The sequence below is a fragment of the Legionella sainthelensi genome (genome assembly GCF_900637685.1).
GTDB lineage: Bacteria > Pseudomonadota > Gammaproteobacteria > Legionellales > Legionellaceae > Legionella > Legionella sainthelensi.
The window spans coordinates 3,779,239-3,802,619 of the sequence record NZ_LR134388.1 but is presented as its reverse complement, the minus strand read 5'-3'; the positions used below and the strand labels follow the sequence as shown (position 1 = coordinate 3,802,619).

The following is a 23,381-nucleotide window of genomic DNA, read 5'->3' as shown; positions in this document are numbered from 1 at the left end:
GCGGCGTGCCCTTGGATTCGGCGAACAAGCAGTAGAATCCAAGGGAAGCTCGCCCTGTTTTTAGCCTTATTCGAGAGCAACCAGGCAATGTTGACTCAAGACAAATTAAGAATGTGGAATAAGTGTGTAAAAAACAACCCAATTAAATAGGTACTAAGGAAAATCAATTTTTAGGGCACCTGGGAATCAGCGAAATTTAGTCCAATCCGATTGATTTTGGTGGGCACAGATAGGCATTTCCTAAGTTGGTAACGTTTGTTTGTTCCGAGCTGCCACTCATAAAACCACCATGACTATTAAACGCACCGTTCATTGAACCAGTAACTCCGGCACGGTTGGTCACTAATTGAATGTAGTTTGCACCTAATTTTGCTGCTTTATTTTTAAGATCGTTCATGGCACCTTCTTCTAAGTTACGGTTAGAAGTAAAGCTTCCAGTAAAGAAATTACCTTGATTTCCAACAACTTGCCCTAAGTATTTACAGCCTTTGGGTATAGGATTGGGAGAGGCAATAACACGGTTTGCTTGTGGATTAGCTGGAATAGAAGCACAGCTGCTGATCAAAATGGAAAGGACAGTTAGCGACAAAATTTTTTTCATTTTTACACCCTTTGTTTTTGTTATGATCAAATTGCGCACACTTATCTTAGTTTATCTAAGATGTAAATTCAATAAACACCAATCAAGCTGGTTGTACTGTTGCTCACTACCCAAGATGTTTCATTTTTATCGGGTTACTTTTAAACGGGCGCTCTACTTTAAGGTTAAAGATTCAACAAAAGTTATTAAAGACAACTCTCACAAAACTGGATTGGTCAACTCAACACAAACTGATTTAAAATTGCACTAAAAAATGTTAATCTACCTGCTTCTATAAAAATAAGCGATTTCCATGATTCAATCAAAACATACCGATCAATATATGTCATTTTCTTTGCTCCCGCTTCGCCAAGAATTAATAAAAAGCCTTGCTGCTGCAAACTATGAAAATATGACTCCTATTCAAATGCAAAGCCTGCCTCTAATTCTTAGAAATGAAGATATTATTGCTCAAGCCAAAACAGGTAGTGGAAAGACCGCTGCTTTTGCTTTGTCTCTATTAAATAATTTAAAAATTTCTTTTTTTGCCGTGCAGGGTTTAGTGCTGTGTCCTACCCGTGAACTGGCAGAACAAGTAAGCCAAGCTACCCGTCGATTAGCCTGTTTGATGCCTAATGTCAAAATTATTAATTTATCCGGTGGTATCCCTATGAAGCCTCAGCTTGATTCATTAAGACATGGAGCCCATATTATTGTAGGCACACCCGGGAGAGTTCTTAAGCATTTAAAAAACGCCTCTTTAGATTTATCCCAGGTAAAAACTTTAGTTTTAGATGAGGCTGATAGAATGTTGGATATGGGATTTTTTGATGACATTAAAAGCATTATTTCGGTTTGTCCTCAACAACGTCAAACCTTACTTTTTTCTGCGACTTATCCTGAAGAAATCAAACAGATTTCAAAACAATTTATGAGGAACCCGCAAGAAGTTCATGTCGAAACTCCTTCTGGAGAAATTGATATTGAAGAATATTTTTATGAGGTAACGAAACAAGCGCAGAAATTTCCCTTATTAAAGTCATTACTATTACACTATCGACCCGCTTCAACATTAATCTTCTGTAATACCAAGCAACAAACAGTGGAGGTCACAGACCAGCTCATCGAAGAGGGTTTCAGTGCTATCGCTTTAAATGGTGATATGGAGCAAGTTGATCGTGATCTTGCTGTGTTACGTTTTGCCAATCATAGTTGCTCTATTCTTGTCGCCACTGATGTGGCAGCACGGGGACTTGATATAAAGGAACTTTCTGCAGTGATTAATTTTGATCTTGCTTTTGATCACGATGTCCATATTCATCGTATTGGTCGAACTGGGCGCGCAGGAAGTAAAGGCATTGCCTTAAGTATTACCACACCTGCAGATGCACAACGAATTTGTGCCATTGAAGATAACCTACAGCATTCGATTAGCTGGGGAAACATGAGTACATTAGAAAATCACCATACTGCTCGGCTAGTGCCAGAAATGGTTACGCTTTGTCTTTCGTCCGGTAAAAAAGATAAAATTCGTCCCGGAGACATCCTAGGGGCATTAACCAAAGATGCAGGGCTGGCAGGAAATACTGTAGGAAAAATTAACATCACCGCCACGCATTCCTATGTTGCAATCCACCACAGCCAAGCAGATAAAGCGCACCAATATTTACAAAGTGGAAAATTAAAAGGACGTAAAATTAATGTGCGTAAAATTATAACATGTTGAAATAAGATGAGGTTGAGGCACTAGCTCACTCAGTGCATAACGCATTATTTAATACCAGGAAATTACCCAAATGAAAATGCCAGATGGACTTCATGAACGACGAGCTCTTAAACTATCAATAGCTGTTACCTTTCTCTTAGCCGTAGTAGGTATTTTATTTGGTTTATTATCAGGTTCATTGGCTATTGTCTTTGATGGTATGTTTAATATGGTTGATACGGTTATGTCAGTTCTGGCCCTTTTTGTTACCCGTCTTTTAACCAGTAAGGGAAGTCGAAGATTTCAATATGGTTACTGGCATGTGGAACCTATGGTACTTGTTTTGAATGGTAGTATTTTGATACTGCTCTGTGCCTATGCATTAGTAAACGCAATTGGCAGTTTAATGTCTGGTGGGCATGAACTGAATTTTGATTGGGCATTTGTGTTTGCTTTTTTGGTGTTTTTTTTATCGACAGGGATGTATTTTTATTTGATTAAAGAAAACCGCCACATTAAGTCCGAATTTTTACGATTAGATATTCAAAGTTGGTTAATGTCAGCATTAATTTCATCTTCTCTCCTAATCGCATTTGGAATTGCAGCCTTGTTGGATGGGGGAGCCTACGGATATTTTACACCCTATATTGATCCACTCATATTAGCGATTCTTTCTGCTTGTTTGATTTTTGTGCCTATGGGGGCGGTTCGTGATGCGATGCGAGACATATTTCGCATGGCGCCCTTAGGTCTTGATGAAAAAATAAGAGAGTTTTTAGATGAACTTACCAAACAGCGCGGTTTCAAAACCTACACAAGTTACGTTGCAAAAATTGGACGTGCACAATTTATTGAAATACATATCGTAGTACCTAAAAGCTACCCAATTGCAAGCATTGAAGCCTTGGATGAAATTCGTAATGAAATAGCGGCAGCTATTGGAGAAGATACGCCAGAACGCTGGCTAACTATTGCTTTTACTGCAAATGAAAACTGGATTTAGAGAGAAGAGAGTTAGTTTTTATAGAGCACATCTTAATGCAGACTTAAGAAAAATAGACTCAAATTGTGTTCATGGAGTATAGGTGGATGTTTGCTTTAAATAAAAAAATTAAAATGATTTTATCCTCGCATTAGAACGTGATTCATAAAAGGGAGAAGGATTATATTGAATAAACCTGATAAAATCATTACCAGGCTAGCAATCGCACCTTCAGTATTTCCTATTTTACGTGCCTGTGCTGTCCCGGCGGAATGGGCTCCTGCTCCAAAAAGAGCACCTTTAGCTAAGGAGGAATGACATGATACGTATTTGAGTAAAATATCGCCAATAATCGCTCCCAATATACCGGTAATGACGACGAATAATGCAGTGAGTTCAGCGGGGGCGCCAATGCTGCGCGAGGCCTCTAGAGCAAAGGGTGTGCTGATAGAGTGCGGTATTAAACTTAATCGTATTTGCTCATCAAGCCCTATAAGACTGGCTAATAACCAACTTGATGACAGTGAAGTGATACTTCCAGCAATGACGCCAATTAGAAGTATTGGCCAATGCTGGCGAATGAGTGCATGTTGCTCATAAATGGGGATTGCAAAGGCAACTGTAGCAGGTCCAATTAGTTGCACTAACCATCTAGTCCCGCTTAAATAATCTTGATAATTCACATCAAGCAAAGAAACAAGACTTGCAAGAATGAGCGGTGCGAAAGTAAGTGGCATAAGCCACCAAAATGGCCATTTATTGTATAGTTTTTTGGAAATATAATAGATTGTGATGGTTAAAGTTGACCAGAAAAGTGCTTGTATGACTGGCTCAGAGAGAATATGACTTGGCATGGTTATTTCTCCAATGGTAGCAATAATCAACAACTAGGGCAGTGATCAACATTACGGCCAGGGTGCTAAGCACAATAACAAAGAATATTTTAAGCCCTAGGAATCCGATAAACTCTTTATGCTCTAGTACTGCAAGTACCGCGGGAATAAAAAAAAGAAGCATATCTGCCAAGAGTAATTGAGCTCCAGATTTTATGCTGTCTAGTTGTAGATGTTTTGTCATTAAGAGTAGTAAAACAATACCCAAACCCAATACGCCTCCAGACACTGGGAGCTTGATAAGTTTCACAACCAGGTCGCAAGATAACCAAAAAATAAAAACTAAGAGTACTTGAAATAAAGAGTTTTGCCGAATCGTTTTTGCCATATGGAAGATCACTTTGCTTTTTTATTTTTCAATAAAGTTTACACTCTTGTAGATTATGAATAAAATGAATTTATTGACTAATAATCATTCTAATTTGGAATAGTTATGGAATTTAAATTGCTTCGTATATTTATAGAGGTTGTACGTCAAGGTAATTTTTCCAAAGCAGCAGAACTTCTTTTTGCCACTCAGTCCACGGTAAGTAAAGCAATCAAACAGCTTGAGGATGAACTGGGAGTGCCGCTCATTGAGCGTTTTAAACGCCATAATGTACCCACTGCAGCAGGTGAAATCGTTTATCGCCGAGGAATTAAACTTCTTGCAGATCGGGACGATCTTCTTAAAGAGCTTGATGAGATTCGTGGTTTGAAGCAAGGAAAACTTCGGTTGGGTATCTCTCCTGTGGGTAGTTCCACTTTATTTGCACCGCTTTTTGCACGCTACAGCCAACGTTATCCTGGTATTGAAGTAGAACTTATAGAGCATGGCAGTGATAAGCTTGCAGAATGTTTGCGCGCGGGTAGTATCGATTTTGCAGGAACTTTATTGCCTATTTCTGAAGAGTTTGATTGTCAACCAGTTCGAAGTGAACCCATTGTGGCGCTCTTGGCATCTAGCCATCCTTTTGCAGCTCGAGATTCTATTTCATTAAAAGAACTTAAAGATACTCCCTTCATCCTGTTTGGTAGTGGTTTTGCCTTGCATCGATTAATTCTGGACGCATGTGGTCGTGTTGGTTTTCAACCCAAAGTGGTTGCACAAAGCAGCCAGATTGATTTTATGTTGGAACTTGTTTCCTCAGGCCTAGGGGTTGCTTTTCTACCACGAATGATTAGCGCTGAGCGACCAAACCCACAGATTCATTCTCTGTTACTTGATGACGACATGCTGCAATGGAATATGGCTATGACATGGCGCCGCAATGCCTATCTTTCAACTGCGGCAAAAGCCTGGTTGGAGTTGATTCGCGAAGTGGTACAGGTACGTAATTAATTTTCTAATTAAAGTATTAATACAAGTTGAGCGAAATCCATAAAATTGGATTTACAATAAAACTATATGTGTTATATATACTAACTATGTATTTTTATAAAGCATTTAGTCAGGATGGCCAGATTATGCAATCAAAAAAAGAAAAAAATAAGCGTGTTGTATCCATTCCCACCGTAAAAAAAATAGTAGATTTTACGCATGAATTTGAGCTACTTATGCGGACCGATTTAACGCGACAAAATCTTAATAAACCTGCTTCTGCAGCTTATGATCGGGTCAAAAAGGAAATAACTGATGCAGAAGAAGAACTAAATAAAATAAAGACCAAAAAGGGTAACGCCAAAAAGAAAGCGACATTAAACGAAACGATTCTTAAAAAGAAAAAATGGTTAAGTGATGTAGATGATGAGGAAAGTAAAAATTTTTTACCTCTCTGGTCTGCTATGTTTCATGGTTATATGGTGGATTTAGTAGTTAATCACAAAGAGCATGTTAGAAAACAAGGTTTGGTTGTTAAAGCCGCTAGTGAAGAATTTGTAAAACTATTATCAACAGTCCTTGCGCAAGACATTCAAATAGAAGGAAAAACATATACTGCTTCTGAGTTAAAGGAATACAAAAGCGTTTTTAATCGGTTTTCTGAGTCAATTAAAACAATCGTTATCGAAGATAAAAAGGAAATTACTTTAAAAAGAATTCGAAAGACCCTCTATGGTCATGATTTAACAATTGAGCATGACTGCAATGGCCATGCAATCTATACCCAAATATATAAAGAAAAAAATCAATTAATTATTACGCATTGCAATCGTGGTAATGGCCAAAGATCAAATTATAATTTAGTTTATCGCATTAATACCGCTGGCTTAGATTTAAATAAGTTAAGAACAGTAATTGAGACAATTACCGGATTGGGTGTAGTCAATGGTAGTGAAGACAGCTATAAGAGGTTTTACGATCAATATGATAAAACACTAAAAGATTTAGGTTTTAGTTTTAGCTGGGGCAAACATGTAAAATCCCAAAAAATAGGTAATTGTGTGCTGGCAAATTTAAAAGGCCTGTTGAAAGAACGAGTACCTGAAGATGTTTATAAATGGTGCACAACACAAATGAGGGAGCTCAGTACGCTCCAACATGTGATAAATCCCATGTTGGAGTCAGCTAAAAATCTAACAAATAAACCATTGAATATAGATACTGATGGTGAGTTTTTTCACCTCCGACAATTAATCGATTACATTTTTGATAAATCGGTAGAGGGAATAGTCAACAGTTATTTTGGTAATACCAGGAAATCAGAAGCGCTCAAGAAAGCATTCAAAGCGCTCGGAAATTATGAGAATGCCATTAATGAAAATAAAGCTTTGAGTAGTGCATGTCGTGTTGATATTAAAAATTATATTCATTCAAAAATAGATGCATACAAAAAAATATCAATCAAACCTGAAATGCGAAAACCAGAAATATTTTATCAAGTACTTTGGAACGAGGCAGAGAAAATTAGTTCCTCATCTTCCGATGATTCACGTCCTAAAGAGTTTTTTAAACATTTAATAACAAAAGCAGCCAGCAATCCTCATTTTTTTAGCGAAGTTTATGATTCTTTTAACCGAGAGAAAAAAGAAAACAGGGGAGTCCTGCTTAAATTAGTATTTACCCAAGCTATAGAAATCATACCTGATGATTCTATTCTTAATGATCCCGCGAGCATTACGGTCTACCAAGAGTCGTTGAGAAGAATACTTTTAAAAGAATGTGAAAAAACACCCTGTGATCAAGAATTCATAGCCATGTTAACAAATACTCATTTGACCAATATAGATCCAACCTTATTTGTTGCAGCCTCTGATGCAATGAAAGATCGTAAAAACGATGCGAATAAGCATGGAACACTCCAATTATTATTAGATTCGACTTTAAAAAACAGTGAGTTTTTAGATTTCTTTGTGCGAAAAAAGAAGCCCCCAGCTTCCACTTTTTTCAAACCGCAGACACAACCCCAAGAAAGTGTCGCGCTCTCTGCTTTTTTTAAAGCAGCAGCAGAATTTATAATTGATAATACATTGCCGTTGACACAAGAAAAATTGCAGTTGCATATAGGTAAAATTTTTCATAATTTAATTGAACGTAAGACGGACACAGATAAAGTAAAAAGATTTTTAGAACTTTTCTGTTATAAACAGTTAATTGACTCTAAAAAAATCGATGTCAAAAATATAACCCATTGGAAAAATCTGCATGTACTTGCTAATGAATGCAAACAAATCGACTATTGTTTTCCTGACGCACTTGCAGTAGCAGACAGTGTACTTGATGGGTATCATGAATTAAAAATTTTAACTTCCAAACTGACGCCTAAATCGATCGAAAAGCCTCTTTTCGACTTCAGATTTGGTTGGTAAACCTCAATTTTGCATTGAGCTGCCACGCCCGCCCGTATTCGCATCGCTTAATACGGGATTTCCCTATATGGCTGCCATATTACAGCGCTCTTATCCATTAGAGATTATATTTACTCCTTGATTAATCAGTATCTGTTGACAATTGTCCGCTACCTGGATGCGCGGCGTGTAATAAGTTGCCATAGCTGCTTTTGCTATTAATCTCTGGTATAGGTTTAGGCTTAATAAATGATGTTCATTATGGCTAAAGTAAGAATGCTTTAGTGGATGTCCATGCGCTACTGTGGTTTACTAAAAAGCTAAATGCAGTCTATTGTGTAGGAACAGTCCATGACGGAGATATATGTTGCAATTACTGACTTTTTTATCACTTTTGTTTGCCTGGGGTTCACTTGGATGATTTGGCAGTACCGACATGGAAATAGTCCTTTTGTTGGTATATGGATATTATTCTTTCTATCGATTGCCTTTTCATCCTTTTTGGGTGGTGTAGTCCATGGATTTTTTGCTAATGAAGAAAGCCTTTATTACAAATGTCTGTGGATTTTTACATTACTGAGCCTCGGCGTCACCGCTGTGTCTTGTTGGATTTTAGGCGGTTACTATCTTTTCAAAATCGATAGATTATTTATCTGGATTCTTTTTGTTATCCTGCTCTATCTTCCTTACTCAGTCATCGTTATATTTTTTACTCAGAACTATGCTGTAGCTATGTATAATTATCTTCCTGCACTAGTTTTTTTACTCATAGCAAATCTCATCGTGCTTAAAAAAGATAAAAAAGTATTTTGTCTTTGGATAATTGCTGGTATTTGTATTAGTTTTTTAGCTGCTTATATCCAACAGTCGCAAGTTTCATTTTCAGTCAATATTCATTACAATTCTGTGTATCATTTGATTCAGGTAATTGCTTTATTTATGATTTTTAAAGGTGTAACGCTTCAGTTACCTCCCAAAAGGACCTGAGTGATGAAAAGGTATATTTTAAAAATTTTTAAAGCAGTAGTTCTATTTACAGTTTGCGGCATCTCTCAGGCTGCAAACAATCCCGGCCCGGAATTGAATGATATTCATTCAAAACTTAACCTAACCCGACTTGACAGTATTGTCTACCCAACTTCTATTGCTGAAATAAGTAAAATAATAAAACATGCAAAGTCAAAAGGTTTAGCAGTAAGCATCAGCGGCGGTAGACACTCCATGGGAGGACAGCAGTTTGGTGTTGGCACTGTCAATATCAGCATGTCGCATTATAACAAGATTATTAGTTTTGATGATAAAAAGGGTATTTTGGAAGTTGAAGCAGGTATAGAGTGGCCTAAGATTGTCGATTGGCTGCTAAAACATCAGAAAAATAATAAAGCCTGGGGGATAAGGCAAAAACAGACTGGGGCTGATAATTTAAGTATGGGAGGAGCCCTTTCATCGAATATTCATGGGCGTGGGCTCAATATGTCTCCAGTGATTAGTGATGTAGAATCTTTTTCCATTGTAGATGCACAGGGGAACCTGAAAAACTGCAGTCGCACAGAGAACAACGAATTATTTAAATTAGCGATTGGTGGCTATGGTTTATTTGGTGTTATTGCCACAGTGAAATTGCGGTTAATGCCAGTGGTTGTTTTACAGCGGGAAGTAAAAATTATTGACATTAAAAATTTTATTCCCCAAGCCACCAGAAAAATTGCTGAGGGCTACCTGTATGGGGATTTTCAATTTGATATTGATCCACAATCATCGGGGTTTATGGAAAGAGGGATTTATTCTTTTTACAAGCCTGTCTCGGAAAACATTCGACAAGTACCTACAAAACAAAATGAATTATCAACTCAAGACTGGACTTATTTGCTTAATTTGGCTCACACTAACAAGTCAAAGGCCTTTGATGTCTATTCCAAATATTACTTGAAAACTGACGGTCAGCGGTATCGCTCTGATACTAACCAAATGGGGGTATATGTTAATGATTATCATGACAACATCAATAAAAGCTCTTCTGAAGTGATTAGTGAAATTTATGTACCCCGTAATAACTTAGCGACATTATTTAATCAGCTACGCGAGGACTTTCGCAAATACCATGTGAATGTTATCTATGGAACAGTGAGATTAATTAAAAAGGATAATGAAAGTTACCTTTCTTGGGCCAAAAATAATTATGCTGCAATTGTATTTAATTTTCATGTAGATCACTCTCCAGAAGGAATCGAAAAAGCGAAACATGATTTTCGGCTCATAATAGACCGCGCAGAAGCATATGGTGGAAGCTTTTATTTAACTTATCACCGATGGGCCCGCAAAGATCAAATTCTTTTAGCCTATCCACAATTTATAAGTTTTCTGAAACTCAAATTAAAATATGACCCTAATGAAGTGTTCCAATCCGACTGGTATCGATATTATAAAAAAATGTTTAGTAAAGAATTAAGCTGATTATGAATAAACTGAAACATAGTGCCACCGCTGAACTGATTTTAAAAACGGTTTTATTTGGATCAGAAGATAAATCCAGTAAACATTTGGTTTCCTCGGATGCCAGGCATTTAAGTCGAGAGATGGCTTATCATGTAATCAGATATCCTGAAGTGTTTTTATTCGCCATCAAGAATCGATTTATTCGTTGGTCGATACGCTTATTCGAAAAAATACTCAATAAAGGTTTTATTCTTCACGTTATTTCAAGAAAAAATTATATCGAAAAACTGGCCTTGGAAGCACTACGGAAGGGCTATACCCAGATTGTTATCATTGGAGCTGGATATGATACTCTGGGGATGCGTTTGGCAAGGACACATAGAGACATAACCTGTCTTGAGATAGATCACCCAAGTACTCAGATTTTGAAGGAAAACGCACTAAAGAGTCATCTTTCCTCCAATTTTACTTTTATATCAGCAGATCTTTCTGAGACATCTCTCACTGAAGTTCTGCAACATAATGCAAACTTTGATGCGACTAAAAAGACCGTGGTAATTATTGAGGGCGTACTTATGTATTTAACTGAGCATAATGTAACCTCGCTTTTGAACGAATTGTTTCACTTGTTTAAGACACTGGATTTAATCTTCACTTTTATGGACAAAAAACCAGACGGTACTATTAAATTTACATCAGCCCATCCTGCAGTAATCTGCTGGCTTGATAGGGTGCAGGAACGTTTTCTGTGGGGGATTGCCAAGGATGAGATCTTTCTAAAAATGAATACTATTGGATTTTCTAATATTTCTGTTTTTGATAGAACGGCGTTCATCGCTGAGTTTTTTAAAAATATAGAGCCATTCCCAATACTTGCAGAAGGAGAGATGATATGTCATTCCTGTAAGTAAATTATTAATCATTTTATTATACATAACCTTAGATTTGTTTAATCGTATCATGTAAAGAGAGCCCAGGTCTTGAGTTTAGCAAGAGTGTCTCCGGCTATTGGGTCGTTATAATAATCATTTAATTCGTGGTATCTATTTTCAAGAGATGAAAAAGGGATGAGTTCCTTTAGAGTTATAGAAAAGCCCTTTAAATTCATCCGTTAACTCTTCTTATAGATTCTCTAAGTAAATCAAGAATCTTTTTATTTTCCTTGTTCTTATAGTCTCTGATTTGAACTGTACTGATGCTCAATGCTCCGCAGATTTTTGCGACAGAACCTATTTTGAAGCGTACAGAACTGATTGCGAGTCAATATGAAAATATTTTTTCACAGCTCAGTAGAGTGTTAGGCATCAGCAGGGACTTTCCGGATACCTTCTAAGATATCAAATAATTTAATATGTCTTATAAATTACATTGATTGTACATATTTAATTAAAAATGATTAAATTTAAATTGATTTTTGTTACACAAAGATGAAATTTTCGCTTGCTGACCAATTAAAGTCCTTTTCAAATTGATGATGATATCTCGAGTTGAATCAGTCCCTTTTATCATAAATTAGGAACAACTATGTCAAAGTCCAACTTATCAGTTTACGTGCCAAGAAATGATAATGAAATTTATGAAGAGCTTAAAACTAAACTGCTACCCATTGAATTAAAAGAACAATTGCAAATAGTAGATTCATATCCAGAACTCATTGAAAAAAAAATTAAATCAATCATTCAAAGAATTTTTGAAAAAAATTCACTGACAAATACTCTTTGTATGCCCCAATTACAATTATCTGGAAGTGATAATGAAAATGCTTCAATAATTACTACAGGAAAACAACCTGTTCTTATTATAACCAAAGGACTCTTAAAAAATGTTCAAAGTGAGGATGAGCTTGCTGGTGTGATTGCTCATGAATTAGGGCATTTATTACTTTATAAGCAGCATCAAGAAACAGAGCATCACAATAAGATAGAGGAAACAGCAGCAGACAATTTAGGGGTAAAATTATTACACCAAGCAGGATACGATCCTGATGGCATCATTTACTTTTTGCGACGGGCAGGAGGAGATAAGGCCCACCTTATCACTATAGAGGATATAACTCACGCAGATTCATTAGACGAAGGGGCTCATTTAATTCAGACTGTTACCGATCCCCATCCTTCAGATAAGTCACGCATTCGCGCAATGGAAACTAATATTACTTCTTTAAAACGAGATGGAATCCTTACGAACATACCTAAGATTACTTTATTGGATAAAAAATTCAAAAAAGCCGTTAATAATGTGTCCTATACCTCTCCCATTGCTAAGGGGTTAAATGATATAGGTTATGAAAATTTATCTATACTCCAAAAACTAGGCGCTCTTACGACCTTATTAAATGATATTTATCCACCCACAAATAGCACCTCAGCCGAAAGACTTGCGGAAATTGCGGGTTATATTGACCAATTAACCGTTGATTTTGCTCAACCCGATCAATCAGAGGCATTTAAATGCTTAGCTGATGTAACTATGGGACATAAAATATTTGACTCAAAGAGCAAAATCGTCTCACCTAAAGAAATCTCTCCTGGTTCTTATATTGACCGTAAAATTATTGATGCTTTAGAGCATGTTTGGATACGCGGTGGTAAAGATTCACAATGTCTTGCTCGTCGGGAAGACCTAAAAAAATCGTTAGAACAATTTTATGATGCCAAAACAAAAGAAGAGGCAGAGCATTTTGCTAGTGAAATTGTAGCATTATGCAAAAAAATCAATATTTATCGAGTTCCTTCTAAATTTAAAGGATTTTATTCCCCGAGTATTCAAGAGGTAAAAACGGCTATAGAAGTGCACGGCTCATGGAATCCCCCCTACCAAAAGCAGGTTCTTTGGTGTTTAGAAGAGCACTCTGAGAACATAAAAAAAGTCCTTAGTGGCATGAATCTAGATAAAGATCCTTGGGCAAAAAACATTCTTGGATTTATTGAAAACAATGAGAAGTATCAGTTACATTGGATTATTCATAACCCTGATCTTGCTACTACATTATTTGAAGAGGTAACGCTTTGGGCGCAATTTGTAAGAACTAAAGAAGGTGTGGCCACAGAGCTATTAACAGTCTATCCTTATCCATGGAAACATTTTGCTCCTGAGACTACTTTGGAAATGTTAACGCTTTATCATCAACGAGAATCAGAGAATAAGCGTCTTTATGAAGATCAAGTTGTTTCTAATGTTGATTGGGAATTGCTAAAAACGGATTTCTCTCGTTTTATTCTTCAATATGGAAGATTGATATTTAACTATTACTCGGTTGTTCCTGTTGCCTCTCCTTTTGCACGAAAGTTTTTTGATGAATTAACTACGTTTCTTCCTCACGCAGACGAAGATTATATAGCACAAATAAGCGGTTTTTTTGAGAATAATACAACCAGGGATCGAGCAGCCATTCCACATTTTATAGATTTTTATCCTAAAGATAACCAATGGTCTTATCTGTCTGTCTCTAAGCCAAAATATTGGTATCTTAACCATCCCTTCATTCAATTTATATTGAACCCAATATCTTCGACTATGATGACTGATTACTTTAAGTTACGCCACTTAAAAGAGACATCAGGTTTTATAATCCCAGATTCCAATAAAAAATTAAAGGATATATTCTCTATTTCTCTTCGTTCAATACTTTCTCATTATCCTCAATCGATTAAGACCGTAGACGATCTTGACGCTGCAAGTAAAGTAAAACCTGCTTATGAGACAATTACACTCGCCTTGGAAGCAGAACGACTTGCTTATGAATTTGAAACATCAATGACCTTACAAGAGTTCGTTATATTGGATAACTTAAGTAGGTTAGATCGTAATGAGGAGGAGTATGTCAGTAACATGAATACGTTCTTTACACAACTGAAACATAAAACAGTTCAACGCGCTCTTAACATTGGAGATTGTGAAGAACTGATAAAAAATTATCGCTTTGCAGTAGCGCATTATTTATTGCAAGAGATCCCATCAATGAGACATGAAGCTCATGAAAAGATAAAGACTATTCTACCTAAACTTCCAGCGCCGAAACAGTTGGAGTGTCTTAAAGCTTTATTTAAGCCCGAAGTCATTAAACCAAGAGAAATTGGCACACTAGAGTTGGATAAAAAATACGATGGCTATATTGTAAATCCAGAATTTAGAAGCTGGGCGATTGAGCAACTCACGGATTTAATCGTGGCTGATTTAGGAAAAGATGACGGAAGTACCGATTATTTAACACTAATTAAATTAGTAATAGATGATATTGGAGCAAATACAGTTGGAATAACCCAACTCACTATTTTAAGCACCTTAGCAACCAAAATTAATGCACAAAAAGAAGTTGCTTTTCTTATGAGGGACACTTACAACCATAATTCAGTTGCTAGCGCTCTTGCAAAATCTTATGAAGGAGTTGCTATTGAGTTGCTCATTAACGAATCGAACAAGGATCCAGTTTTAAGACAACATCTTCTCGACTTTCTTGCTAAGCCCTTAAACCAGAGTTCTACGAGCACCTTACGCGATTATATCAAATCTAAGTATGGGTATAAATTTCTAAAATTTTCGGAAGAGGTGATTGATGATGTGATTGATGATCAGCTGCAAAACTACTATAAAAACTTTAGAGCCTCTTCTTTAACTATGAGAATCATTTATTTAGAGCCTCTTCTCTTTCCCTTAAGAAGTACAGAAAATGAGCAATTAGATATCATCCAAAAACTCATTGATGAAGTGTTCCCCACCTCAGCAAATACTTCTGTTTTACAGCAAAATACAGCTGATGAAAATGAATACGCCAAAATAATTATCAATGCCTATCTTGGAGTCGCTCAACTAGCAGAACGTCGGTTGCTTACTACAGCACTTTTTGTGGCAACGATGCAAGAAGAGCAGGACACAAAACGTACCCTTGGTCAAAAATTAAATATGGTTTTATCACATATGGGACCAGCGGGTGGTAAATTATTACAAGCAATTCACAGCCATCCACAAACACCGGAGGACTTAAAAAGAGATATAGCTTCCTCAAAAACATTGTTCGACCCGCCATTACGCTGGGAGTTAGTCGAGTATGTTGATAAAAATGGATTATTGGAGCACAGTGAGAATAACCCCAATCCTGTTATAAACATCGGTTCCTTGGTGGGAGCAGGCTCATTTGGTCTCACCGTATTTAATACGTTAAGCGACGGAACAAAAGTGGCAGATACGTTCTTACGTGACCATGCTGCAATAAAAGCGGAGCGCGAATTAACCATAATGAGCGCGGCTACAAATAAAATTGTCGCATTAAAACCTGAACTTAAACCTATAACCAATATGGTTAATGAAGCACAACGTTCAGCGCGCGAAGAGACAAATATGCAATTGGCAGAACAGGCAAACGCTCTCGCGGTACAATCCTACCATAACATCAGGGTTGTGGTCGGTACCAATCAGTTTACTCATGAGGTAACACAACTACAAAAAATTGGGGATAACTTTAAGCGAGTGACTATCGCTCCAGGCGAACATTTCAATGACTTAAAAACTTCACCTTACAAAACCGCGCTTGCCAAAGCCATGGTTGTCACTCAATTATCTTTACGCTTGGCTGGATTCAATACCGATTTGGATCGTCATGGGGGAAATATCAAAATTCAAGGAAATACAATTACCCACTTCGATTTTGGGGCAATGAATCTATCTTCAATAACCGAAGAGGATAAACGCATCACTGGAAAAATTCTGGCGCAAATTTTAATTGCTGTTTTTAAAGGTGATGCATTTTCTGACGCCTTATTGACGACAATACAAAATGCTCAAGTTTCAGAAGTATCTCGCATTTACCTCAATGGACTGAACAAGGATTTTCTAGCTTTAGGAGATTATTTTAAGGAAATCGACAAACAGGAACTGGCCCATCTTGTTGCTCAATGTCTTATCGGAGATACAGTAGATTCTCAAATTAACACTGCGTTTAAAGAAGAGCTTGGCTTAGCACCCTATGTATTGTTTTATTTTAGTGAGATGCTTAATATTTTGATATCTAAAATACAAGGAAATGGCAGCGATATTCTTTTAAATGAGGCGCTCAATAATGGTGAGCAAGTTCAATATAAGCCCAAGAATAAAATGTGCTCACCATTGCGATATCATGGAGCCTTTTTTTCCCATAAGACGAGCGATGAAGTCCTATCATTATCAATAGAACAAACTACAGACTACTCTATTGATTGATTATTGTAGCCAGCTCAAAATATTTCTGAGTTGGCTATTGATTCGATTATCACTTTTCTTTGAAGTCAGAGCTCAAAATGCCAACCATATTGTTCTTAAATACTTATGTAAGCAAAAAGAATCTGCGAAAAGTTATTAGATATGTGGAATGATATGAGTTTGTCGATACTTTTTTAAACTATAATATGGTAGCCATACAAATACTAATGTCTGGATAATATCTTTAACTCCTCAAAATAAATAGTTTAAAATGTTCATGTATTTAATTACTTATCCACCGACTATAATAAGTAGAATTTTATGTTATTAAAATATGATCGTGAGAATAACCCTGAGTCAGTTGTGGAATTGATTAAAGCAGCAAATACAGATAATTTGGTTCTGGAGCAAAAAGTTATCCAAGCGGATAGAATCGCTATTTTTGCAAATAAACCGGTCAACGATGCCCCATTTCAAGTGGCACCATTTTAAAAAAGATATTATATTGATGCTGGTCAGATGGTACTTGGCCTATTCGTTGAGTTACCGTGATGTTGATAAACTGGTGTCAGAGCGTGGCTTGAAAGTAGGCCATTCAACGATTAACAGATGGGTTATCTGTTATGCCCCTGAGCTGGAAGAAGTTTTTCGCAAGCGTCACAAACGCCCCATAGGGATTTCCTGGAGGATGGATGAGAAAAAAGCCAATGGGGCTATCTGTATCGAGCCATTGATAAAGAGGGTCAATCCGTTGATTTCATGCTATCAGAAAAGCGAGATAAGCCTTCTGCTCGAGCATTTTTTGAGAAAGCAATTGGGGTGTTCACTCAAATTACCGTTCGTCAAATCAAATATCTGAATCATATTGTGGAGCAAGACCATCGATTTGTTAAGAAAATTACCAAGCCCATGAAGGGATTTAAAGCGTTTCATTCTGAAGAAGCAATGTTAACAGGAGTAGAATTGCACCATATGTTACGTAAAAAGCAGCAGAACCAATCTGCCAATCAAACTATTTTTGAACAGTTATCTGGTCTCGTGGCATAAACTCGCCCAAAATAACTCGACCTTCTTGGGCGAAAAATATTTTTGCCACAGAACCCACTTACCCTTGGGCTGATAAAAAGCTTTATTTCTGGTCTTTCTTTGCGCAAAAACGATAGCGTGCTTCCTTAGAAACTCGTCTATACTTGAATAAAACTTCACGTTCTTAGAGCTAATAACATGGCAAAAACAAAGGAAGATTATTTAGCTAAAAATCGTAGTTATGATGAAATACGCCATTCAGGCGCGATAGGTGATCTAAATGAAGGAATTGAAATAATACTGCATCATATTCCAACACGATTGATTGCATGGCCTGGCAATGGTTTCCAAACAGAAAGCATACACGTATCAACGCTTTCTCCAGGTATGGAATCACCAATGTACAATTATCCAATTTCAGAGGAAGCATTCTTATGTGTGCAAGGCAAAGGTGAAGTATATCTCCGGGGAAAATGGGTGAGCATTGAACCTGGTGATATGGCATATTTTCCAGAAAATATTACCCATGCTCTGCGTAATCCTGTCAGCAATAAGGACGATTTCATTTTGGTTAACTCTATTACTCCTCCTTTAGTAAGTTTATATGAAGATGCAGGTTTTTATATTCGTGGCATGGGCTCTATTGATTTTGATGCAGCAGAGGAAGCAAAAAAAACAATAATTCGTGGAAAAATCGCTCCTGTTAACTACCTTCGTTACAGGGAAAATCACTCAGAAATGCGTGCTTGGAATTTAAACTCACCTGACATTCGTCGTCATGGTGCTTTATTTAATGTATTTCGAGGCGCTGAGTTTGATGCTAACGGAAGTCCCATGCGATTTATTCTATGGCCTGGCCATGGAACGCGTCAATGTGGCTTCCATTTAACCCGTTGTGCTCCTGGCGATTGTTTTGCTGCTCATACGCATCCCATCTCAGATGAGTGTGTTCCTGTCTGGGCTGGTTCTGCCCGAGGACATCTAGATGGACACTGGTTTGAAATGGGGATTCACGAATGTCTGTTGGCACCGTGCGGTGTTCATCACGGCGGACCTTTAAATATAAAAACTAAAGTTGGTGGTGATTTTGTACAGGACAGAGATACTCTTTGGGGAGGATTTGCATCGCCACCTCAAGGTGATTTGTATTTGAAGGGTGGGTATATTAACAATCAGCTGATTTCAGATCCCCCTTCCGTAAGATTTACCAATATTGAACCATTAGATCGATGAAAGTACTTATATATTCAGTGTAATAGGATAGTCGGGCTTGGGATTATAAAATGTTATTTTTCAACTAATCTTTAAATTATGAACATGTTACATTGTTTAAAAAGCTTTCTTGCTGTTGTTGATTATAAAAATTTTTCAGCTGCAGCAAGAAATCTCCACATCTCTTCATCTAAGATAAGTAAACAAATTACATGGTTAGAAGATGAGCTAAAAATAAAGTTATTGGTGCGCTCAACTACAAGTTTAATTTTAACAGAGAAGGGTTATTATCTTTATAAACAAGCGTTGACTCTATTTGAGCAATTAGGAAAAATCAAAGCAATAGGAAATACTGAAAAATTAGAACTAAAAGGTTCTCTTAGAATATATTTTACTGTGACACCCATGATCCCTTACTTAACTTCGTTAAGTATTGAGTTTATAAAAACGCATCCTAAATTAGAAATAAATATCGATATTGGTTATCAAGCTGTAGACGTTTACTCTTCTGAATTCGATCTGGCCATGACCTTCGATAAAGTTATTAATCAAAGACTGGTATGTACCCAGCTTTTTTCTGTTCAGCGTAAAATATTTGCCTCTCCCGCCTATTTAAAAGAGCATGGTGTTCCTGAGAGATTACAGGATATAGAACAGCATCGTTGTTTGATTAATACATTATACGGCTTACAAAATAAGTGGATTTTCAAAAAGAACGTTATTTCAGTTACCGGTAATTTTAAAAGTAACAATGCTGACTTATTAAAACAAGCGGCAATAAGCGGAATGGGGCTTATCTGGGTACCCTGTTTTTCTGTACGTAATGAGGTAGATGCCGGACTGTTAGTGCCCGTATTACCCGATGAAATATCGCCTGAGATAAATCTTTATGCTATTTACCCCAAACATCTGGCTTATGAAGAGAAAATACGCCAATTATTAACTTATTTTTATGAACAAGCATTGGCTGATGAAATTGCTAATAATTAATACCCCCCAATTGTTACCATGCAAACTTCAATTAATTCGCGTAACTTATTCATTTTAAAAAATTATTCTATAATTTATGAGGATTGAGATAAGCGTCTGGATATAACTTAATCTTTTTTCCATTTTAGAAATAATTACTTTCCTAATTACTGTATTCCCTGGTTGTTACGACAGAATTAAAATTAATCAAGTTAGTCAAATAAGTTGCAAACAAAGGCCGTTGCAACTTATTTATTGGCTAATGAACATTTTGTAAGAAGATTTCGGAGATTAATTTTATGAAGGCGAAACAAGAGCAACACATACCAGGCATGGCCAAAAAAATTACGATTTTAGATTTTGATCAAACAGTCAGTATTCAACACACCTTCAGTGAGCATTGCTTAGAAAATCATCACCATCAATCGGTGACAGACATTTATGAGCTTGGAAAAAATCATGCGGCCCAGAATGTAAAAATGGGTATTGAGGCGGTGTTAAAGCATAATGATAATGATGAGTTGACTGCTATTGCAACCTATCATAATAATCCTGCCTACATTGCCGGATACATTTCACGCATTCTAGGTAAAGAGCTTGTTTTTCAAGAAACATTCTATTCAACTGAGCCAACCACTGCCATTAATGTGTATCAGGTCGCTGGCATAGAAAGACCCTTCTTAATTTCTTATCTTCCTGACCTGGGAGACGCGTTTCAAACAAAGATGAACCAGTTGGCAGGTAAAAATAACCAAATCAATTTTTTAACTCAAGTACTGAATCACAAAAGTCAGATTGATAAAAATTCCATTATTAATTTTTATGACGACACTCAGAAAAACTACACAAATGCGAAAGAATTATCAAAAGTGAACTCCTTTTGGGTTCAAGGGAATAACAGCAGCTTTTCGCTTCAAGAACGGCATTTTTGTGCAGAGCAGGCTTTTGTAAATGTTATCCAGAACAACCAGGTACCTCAAGTATTTGCTCACACTGGTCCTTCGACGCAATCTATTAACCGGGTTAATCCAGATTTGATGAATGGGTCAACCAGAAATCCAGCAATGCTCCATGCACCGGTATTAGCGTTGAATCCTGCTTATGGATATGCTCCGGGGCGTGATGACTCTCACCACCATATAAATGCAACTCCCAATATTAATCCCCCACCTGTTGTTATTTCAACGGCATTGGCTAATGCTTCGCTGCCGTCTGTTGCTACGGCTAATCAGAATCTGACGGCTGGTAATCCAATAGCTTATCCGCCACAACCGGCGGCGGCTCCTAATAATAATCCTCACGGATACGTCACTGGGTACGATGCACACCCTAATCATTATATAAATGCAGCTCCTGCAACACCGGGTATTGATTTAAGCAGTGTTCGGGTGAATGAACGAAGATGGACTAACGACCATATTTCTTGCACGGAAATCTCGTGCCCTAGAGATGATCAAGCACATTTTATTATGATGGAATTGAAAGGGAAAGGCATCAATGTGCTCCAATGCTATACGTATAATAATTTTTGTCGAATTAAAATTGCGAGTAATTTAAACGCTACCGCATTTGTGAATAACCTTATTCAGAATTATAGTATCACCGCGAATAATAATAGGGTTGTCAGTGGGGGTAATTTTTTCAATGCAAGTAATCGCAGCAATATTCCCTCGTTAGACGGTGTTGTGAATCCATTAAAATTATATAGAAATTAATATACTCGGTGCTTTCTTGCTTTGAGCAGGAAAGCACCTCTCGATGTATATCGTCTGACTCAATAAAATGTTCGATTTTTGTTCGGTGGCGACCTAGTCTTGCTTCATTATGTAGATTAAGCAATTCCTATCTATAATTTAATTTAAATCGGGTTTTTCCTTAGGTTGAAAGGGACATATTTTCCACAGCAGCTGCACTGGAGGGAATCAATGATATTACCCACACAATTACAGCCATATTCAGTTATTCTAATCCTATTAATTTCCATGATTTTTTTTATATGGAACAAGTGGTCCTATGCTATTACAGCAATATTTGCATTAGCAGCTGCCGTTATTCTTGGAGCAGTTCCCGCTGATAAAACCTTCGCTGGACTCAACAACCCTGCTGTAATAACAGTTGCTAGTATTATGATTGCCACAAATATTATTGCTAAATCAAATGCTCTTAAATTTATAATCAATAAATTTGAAATGCGTACTCAATCATTAGAGGTATTTTCCTTCAGTATTTTTATTGCATTTATTTCTGCGTTTCTGAACGATATAGGTGCATTAGGGCTTGTACTACCGGTTAGTATATACACTTCTCTTAAGTACAACCGTTCTCCTTCTTATATTTTGATGCCTATCGCAATGGCTTCATTAATGGGAGGAATGGTCACGTTAATCGGTACAGCATCCAATTTGATTATCTCTAATTTTCGTGCTCAGTCTCTTGGTAAACCCTTTAGTATGTTTGATTTTAGCTATGTTGGTTTTTTCACTGCGCTCATTGGGGTTTTATTTATAAGTTTTCTTGGTTGGCGCTTGTTGCCTAAACAGAGAGTACAAAAAACCTCATTTAAACCAATTTATACTATTGAAATTCGTATACCTCCAAAATCAAAGTGGATAGGAAAAACAGTTGGTTGTTTTAAGGAAGAAATCGAATTATTAGCGGAGATTGTGGGACTTATAAGAAGAAAACGAAAAATAAATTTACAAGAAAGTACTGAAATTAAATCAGGAGATCGTTTCATCATTCAAGCCACCTTAACGAGCTTAGAAGAACTGTCCAATTCTATTGAGATCGTTATTTCTAACTTTATAAGGAAAGGGAGTAAAAACAAATCAAATGATATTTTATTAGAGGCTATTGTACCAACCAAATCCAATATTATAGATAAAAAAATTAAAGAAACTAATTTAAGAGCAGCTTATAAAATTTCTTTTATAGCGATATCAAAGGCAACCAGCTCTAAAATCGGAAGAATAAGAAATATAATTATTGAGCCTGGTGATATGGTGCTATTACATTGTAAAGATCCAACGGTGATAGACGCGCTTCCTTCTTATGGTCTGATTCCCATAGAAACATCCACATTGCAATTAAATATGGGATTTAAAAATTTTATACCATTGATAATCTTCACGATTGCAATTTTATTATCAGGATTAATGATTATGCCGGTTCAAATTGTTTTTGCTGCTGCGGCTTTGCTTATGATTTTGATTGATAACACCGCCTTAGCATATGTATATAAACAGTTTGATTGGTCGGTGATTATTTTTCTAGTTGCGATCATTCCTCTAGGGGATGCACTGACTCAAACAGGAGGGGCAGACCTCTTAGCACAATTGATATTAAAATTTTCACAGCATCTTTCTGCTTTTTGGGTAATTGCCCTTTTAATCGGAATTTCCATGTGCATTGCTAATTTTATTCATAATGTTGCAACGGTTATTGTTATGGCTCCGATTGCTATCAGTCTTGCAACTTTTTTAAAAATCCCAGTAGATCCACTCCTTATGGCTGTAGCTATCGGTTCTTCCTGTGCTGTATTAACCCCGATAGGGCATCAAAATAATCTTTTAGTCATGGGGCCTGGAAGATATAAGTTCCTGGATTATATGCGCTTGGGATTGCCGCTGGAAATAATCGTGTTGGTTGTGGCGACTCCTCTAATATATTGGATATGGTATTTGAAATAAGCGCTGAATT

At 36.8% G+C, this 23,381-nt stretch carries 16 protein-coding genes and 1 pseudogene; 14 read left to right on the top strand and 3 right to left on the bottom strand.

Annotation, left to right across the window (positions count from 1 at the left end):
* Window positions 1–196: 196 nt before the first annotated feature.
* Window positions 197–601, bottom strand: a complete 405-nt coding sequence (locus EL220_RS16575; RefSeq protein ID WP_027272563.1) for a DUF4156 domain-containing protein — start codon at window positions 599–601, stop codon at window positions 197–199.
* A 292-nt stretch (window positions 602–893) separates the two neighbouring features.
* On the opposite strand from EL220_RS16575, the gene dbpA reads away from it, so the two are divergent.
* Together dbpA and EL220_RS16565 are read left to right on the top strand one after the other, a co-directional pair.
* On the top strand, window positions 894–2,306 hold the full coding sequence (gene dbpA / locus EL220_RS16570; protein ID WP_027272564.1) for an ATP-dependent RNA helicase DbpA: 1,413 nt from the start codon (window positions 894–896) through the stop codon (window positions 2,304–2,306).
* 70 nt (window positions 2,307–2,376) lie between these two features.
* Window positions 2,377–3,288 carry a cation diffusion facilitator family transporter gene (locus EL220_RS16565; RefSeq protein ID WP_027272565.1) on the top strand — a complete coding sequence of 304 codons (912 nt, stop codon included), beginning with the start codon at window positions 2,377–2,379 and terminating at the stop codon, window positions 3,286–3,288.
* Between the two features lie 119 nt (window positions 3,289–3,407).
* Here EL220_RS16565 and EL220_RS16560 read toward each other — a convergent pair whose 3' ends face one another.
* Entirely contained in the window at window positions 3,408–4,121 is a 714-nt protein-coding gene (locus tag EL220_RS16560) for an LrgB family protein (protein ID WP_027272566.1), read from the bottom strand.
* Window positions 4,099–4,488 carry a CidA/LrgA family protein gene (locus EL220_RS16555; RefSeq protein ID WP_027272567.1) on the bottom strand — a complete coding sequence of 130 codons (390 nt, stop codon included), beginning with the start codon at window positions 4,486–4,488 and terminating at the stop codon, window positions 4,099–4,101. The genes EL220_RS16560 and EL220_RS16555 overlap by 23 nt, the downstream gene beginning before the upstream one ends.
* 105 nt (window positions 4,489–4,593) lie before the next feature.
* Here EL220_RS16555 and EL220_RS16550 point away from each other — a divergent pair, with 105 nt between their 5' ends.
* From EL220_RS16550 to EL220_RS16500, 12 genes and pseudogenes are all read left to right on the top strand, one after another.
* Entirely contained in the window at window positions 4,594–5,481 is an 888-nt protein-coding gene (locus tag EL220_RS16550; protein ID WP_027272568.1) for a LysR family transcriptional regulator, read from the top strand.
* A 125-nt stretch (window positions 5,482–5,606) separates the two neighbouring features.
* Window positions 5,607–7,886, top strand: a complete 2,280-nt coding sequence (locus EL220_RS16545) for a hypothetical protein (RefSeq protein ID WP_027272569.1) — start codon at window positions 5,607–5,609, stop codon at window positions 7,884–7,886.
* 330 nt (window positions 7,887–8,216) lie between these two features.
* Window positions 8,217–8,852, top strand: coding sequence for a DUF6962 family protein (locus EL220_RS16540; RefSeq protein WP_027272570.1), 636 nt, complete (start codon window positions 8,217–8,219; stop codon window positions 8,850–8,852).
* Window positions 8,853–8,855: 3 nt separating this feature from the next.
* Window positions 8,856–10,319, top strand: a complete 1,464-nt coding sequence (locus EL220_RS16535) for an FAD-binding protein (RefSeq protein WP_027272571.1) — start codon at window positions 8,856–8,858, stop codon at window positions 10,317–10,319.
* Window positions 10,320–10,321: 2 nt separating this feature from the next.
* Window positions 10,322–11,212 carry a class I SAM-dependent methyltransferase gene (locus EL220_RS16530; RefSeq protein WP_027272572.1) on the top strand — a complete coding sequence of 297 codons (891 nt, stop codon included), beginning with the start codon at window positions 10,322–10,324 and terminating at the stop codon, window positions 11,210–11,212.
* A 613-nt stretch (window positions 11,213–11,825) separates the two neighbouring features.
* Window positions 11,826–16,496: a M48 family metallopeptidase gene (locus EL220_RS16525; protein WP_027272573.1), complete on the top strand. Its 4,671-nt coding sequence runs from the start codon at window positions 11,826–11,828 to the stop codon at window positions 16,494–16,496.
* Window positions 16,497–16,796: 300 nt separating this feature from the next.
* Window positions 16,797–16,967, top strand: a complete 171-nt coding sequence (locus EL220_RS18290; protein WP_155833986.1) for a hypothetical protein — start codon at window positions 16,797–16,799, stop codon at window positions 16,965–16,967.
* Window positions 16,939–17,522 (top strand): annotated as a pseudogene (locus EL220_RS16520) (IS6 family transposase). The gene EL220_RS18290 and the pseudogene EL220_RS16520 overlap by 29 nt, the downstream one beginning before the upstream one ends.
* A 177-nt stretch (window positions 17,523–17,699) precedes the next feature.
* A complete protein-coding gene (locus EL220_RS16515) occupies window positions 17,700–18,734 on the top strand; it encodes a cupin domain-containing protein (protein WP_027272574.1) in 1,035 nt (344 codons plus the stop codon).
* A gap of 84 nt (window positions 18,735–18,818) precedes the next feature.
* On the top strand, window positions 18,819–19,703 hold the full coding sequence (locus tag EL220_RS16510) for a LysR family transcriptional regulator (protein ID WP_232002517.1): 885 nt from the start codon (window positions 18,819–18,821) through the stop codon (window positions 19,701–19,703).
* Window positions 19,704–19,981: 278 nt separating this feature from the next.
* Window positions 19,982–21,397 carry a hypothetical protein gene (locus EL220_RS16505; RefSeq protein WP_027272576.1) on the top strand — a complete coding sequence of 472 codons (1,416 nt, stop codon included), beginning with the start codon at window positions 19,982–19,984 and terminating at the stop codon, window positions 21,395–21,397.
* Between the two features lie 210 nt (window positions 21,398–21,607).
* A complete protein-coding gene (locus tag EL220_RS16500) occupies window positions 21,608–23,371 on the top strand; it encodes an SLC13 family permease (RefSeq protein WP_232002516.1) in 1,764 nt (587 codons plus the stop codon).
* Window positions 23,372–23,381: the final 10 nt, after the last annotated feature.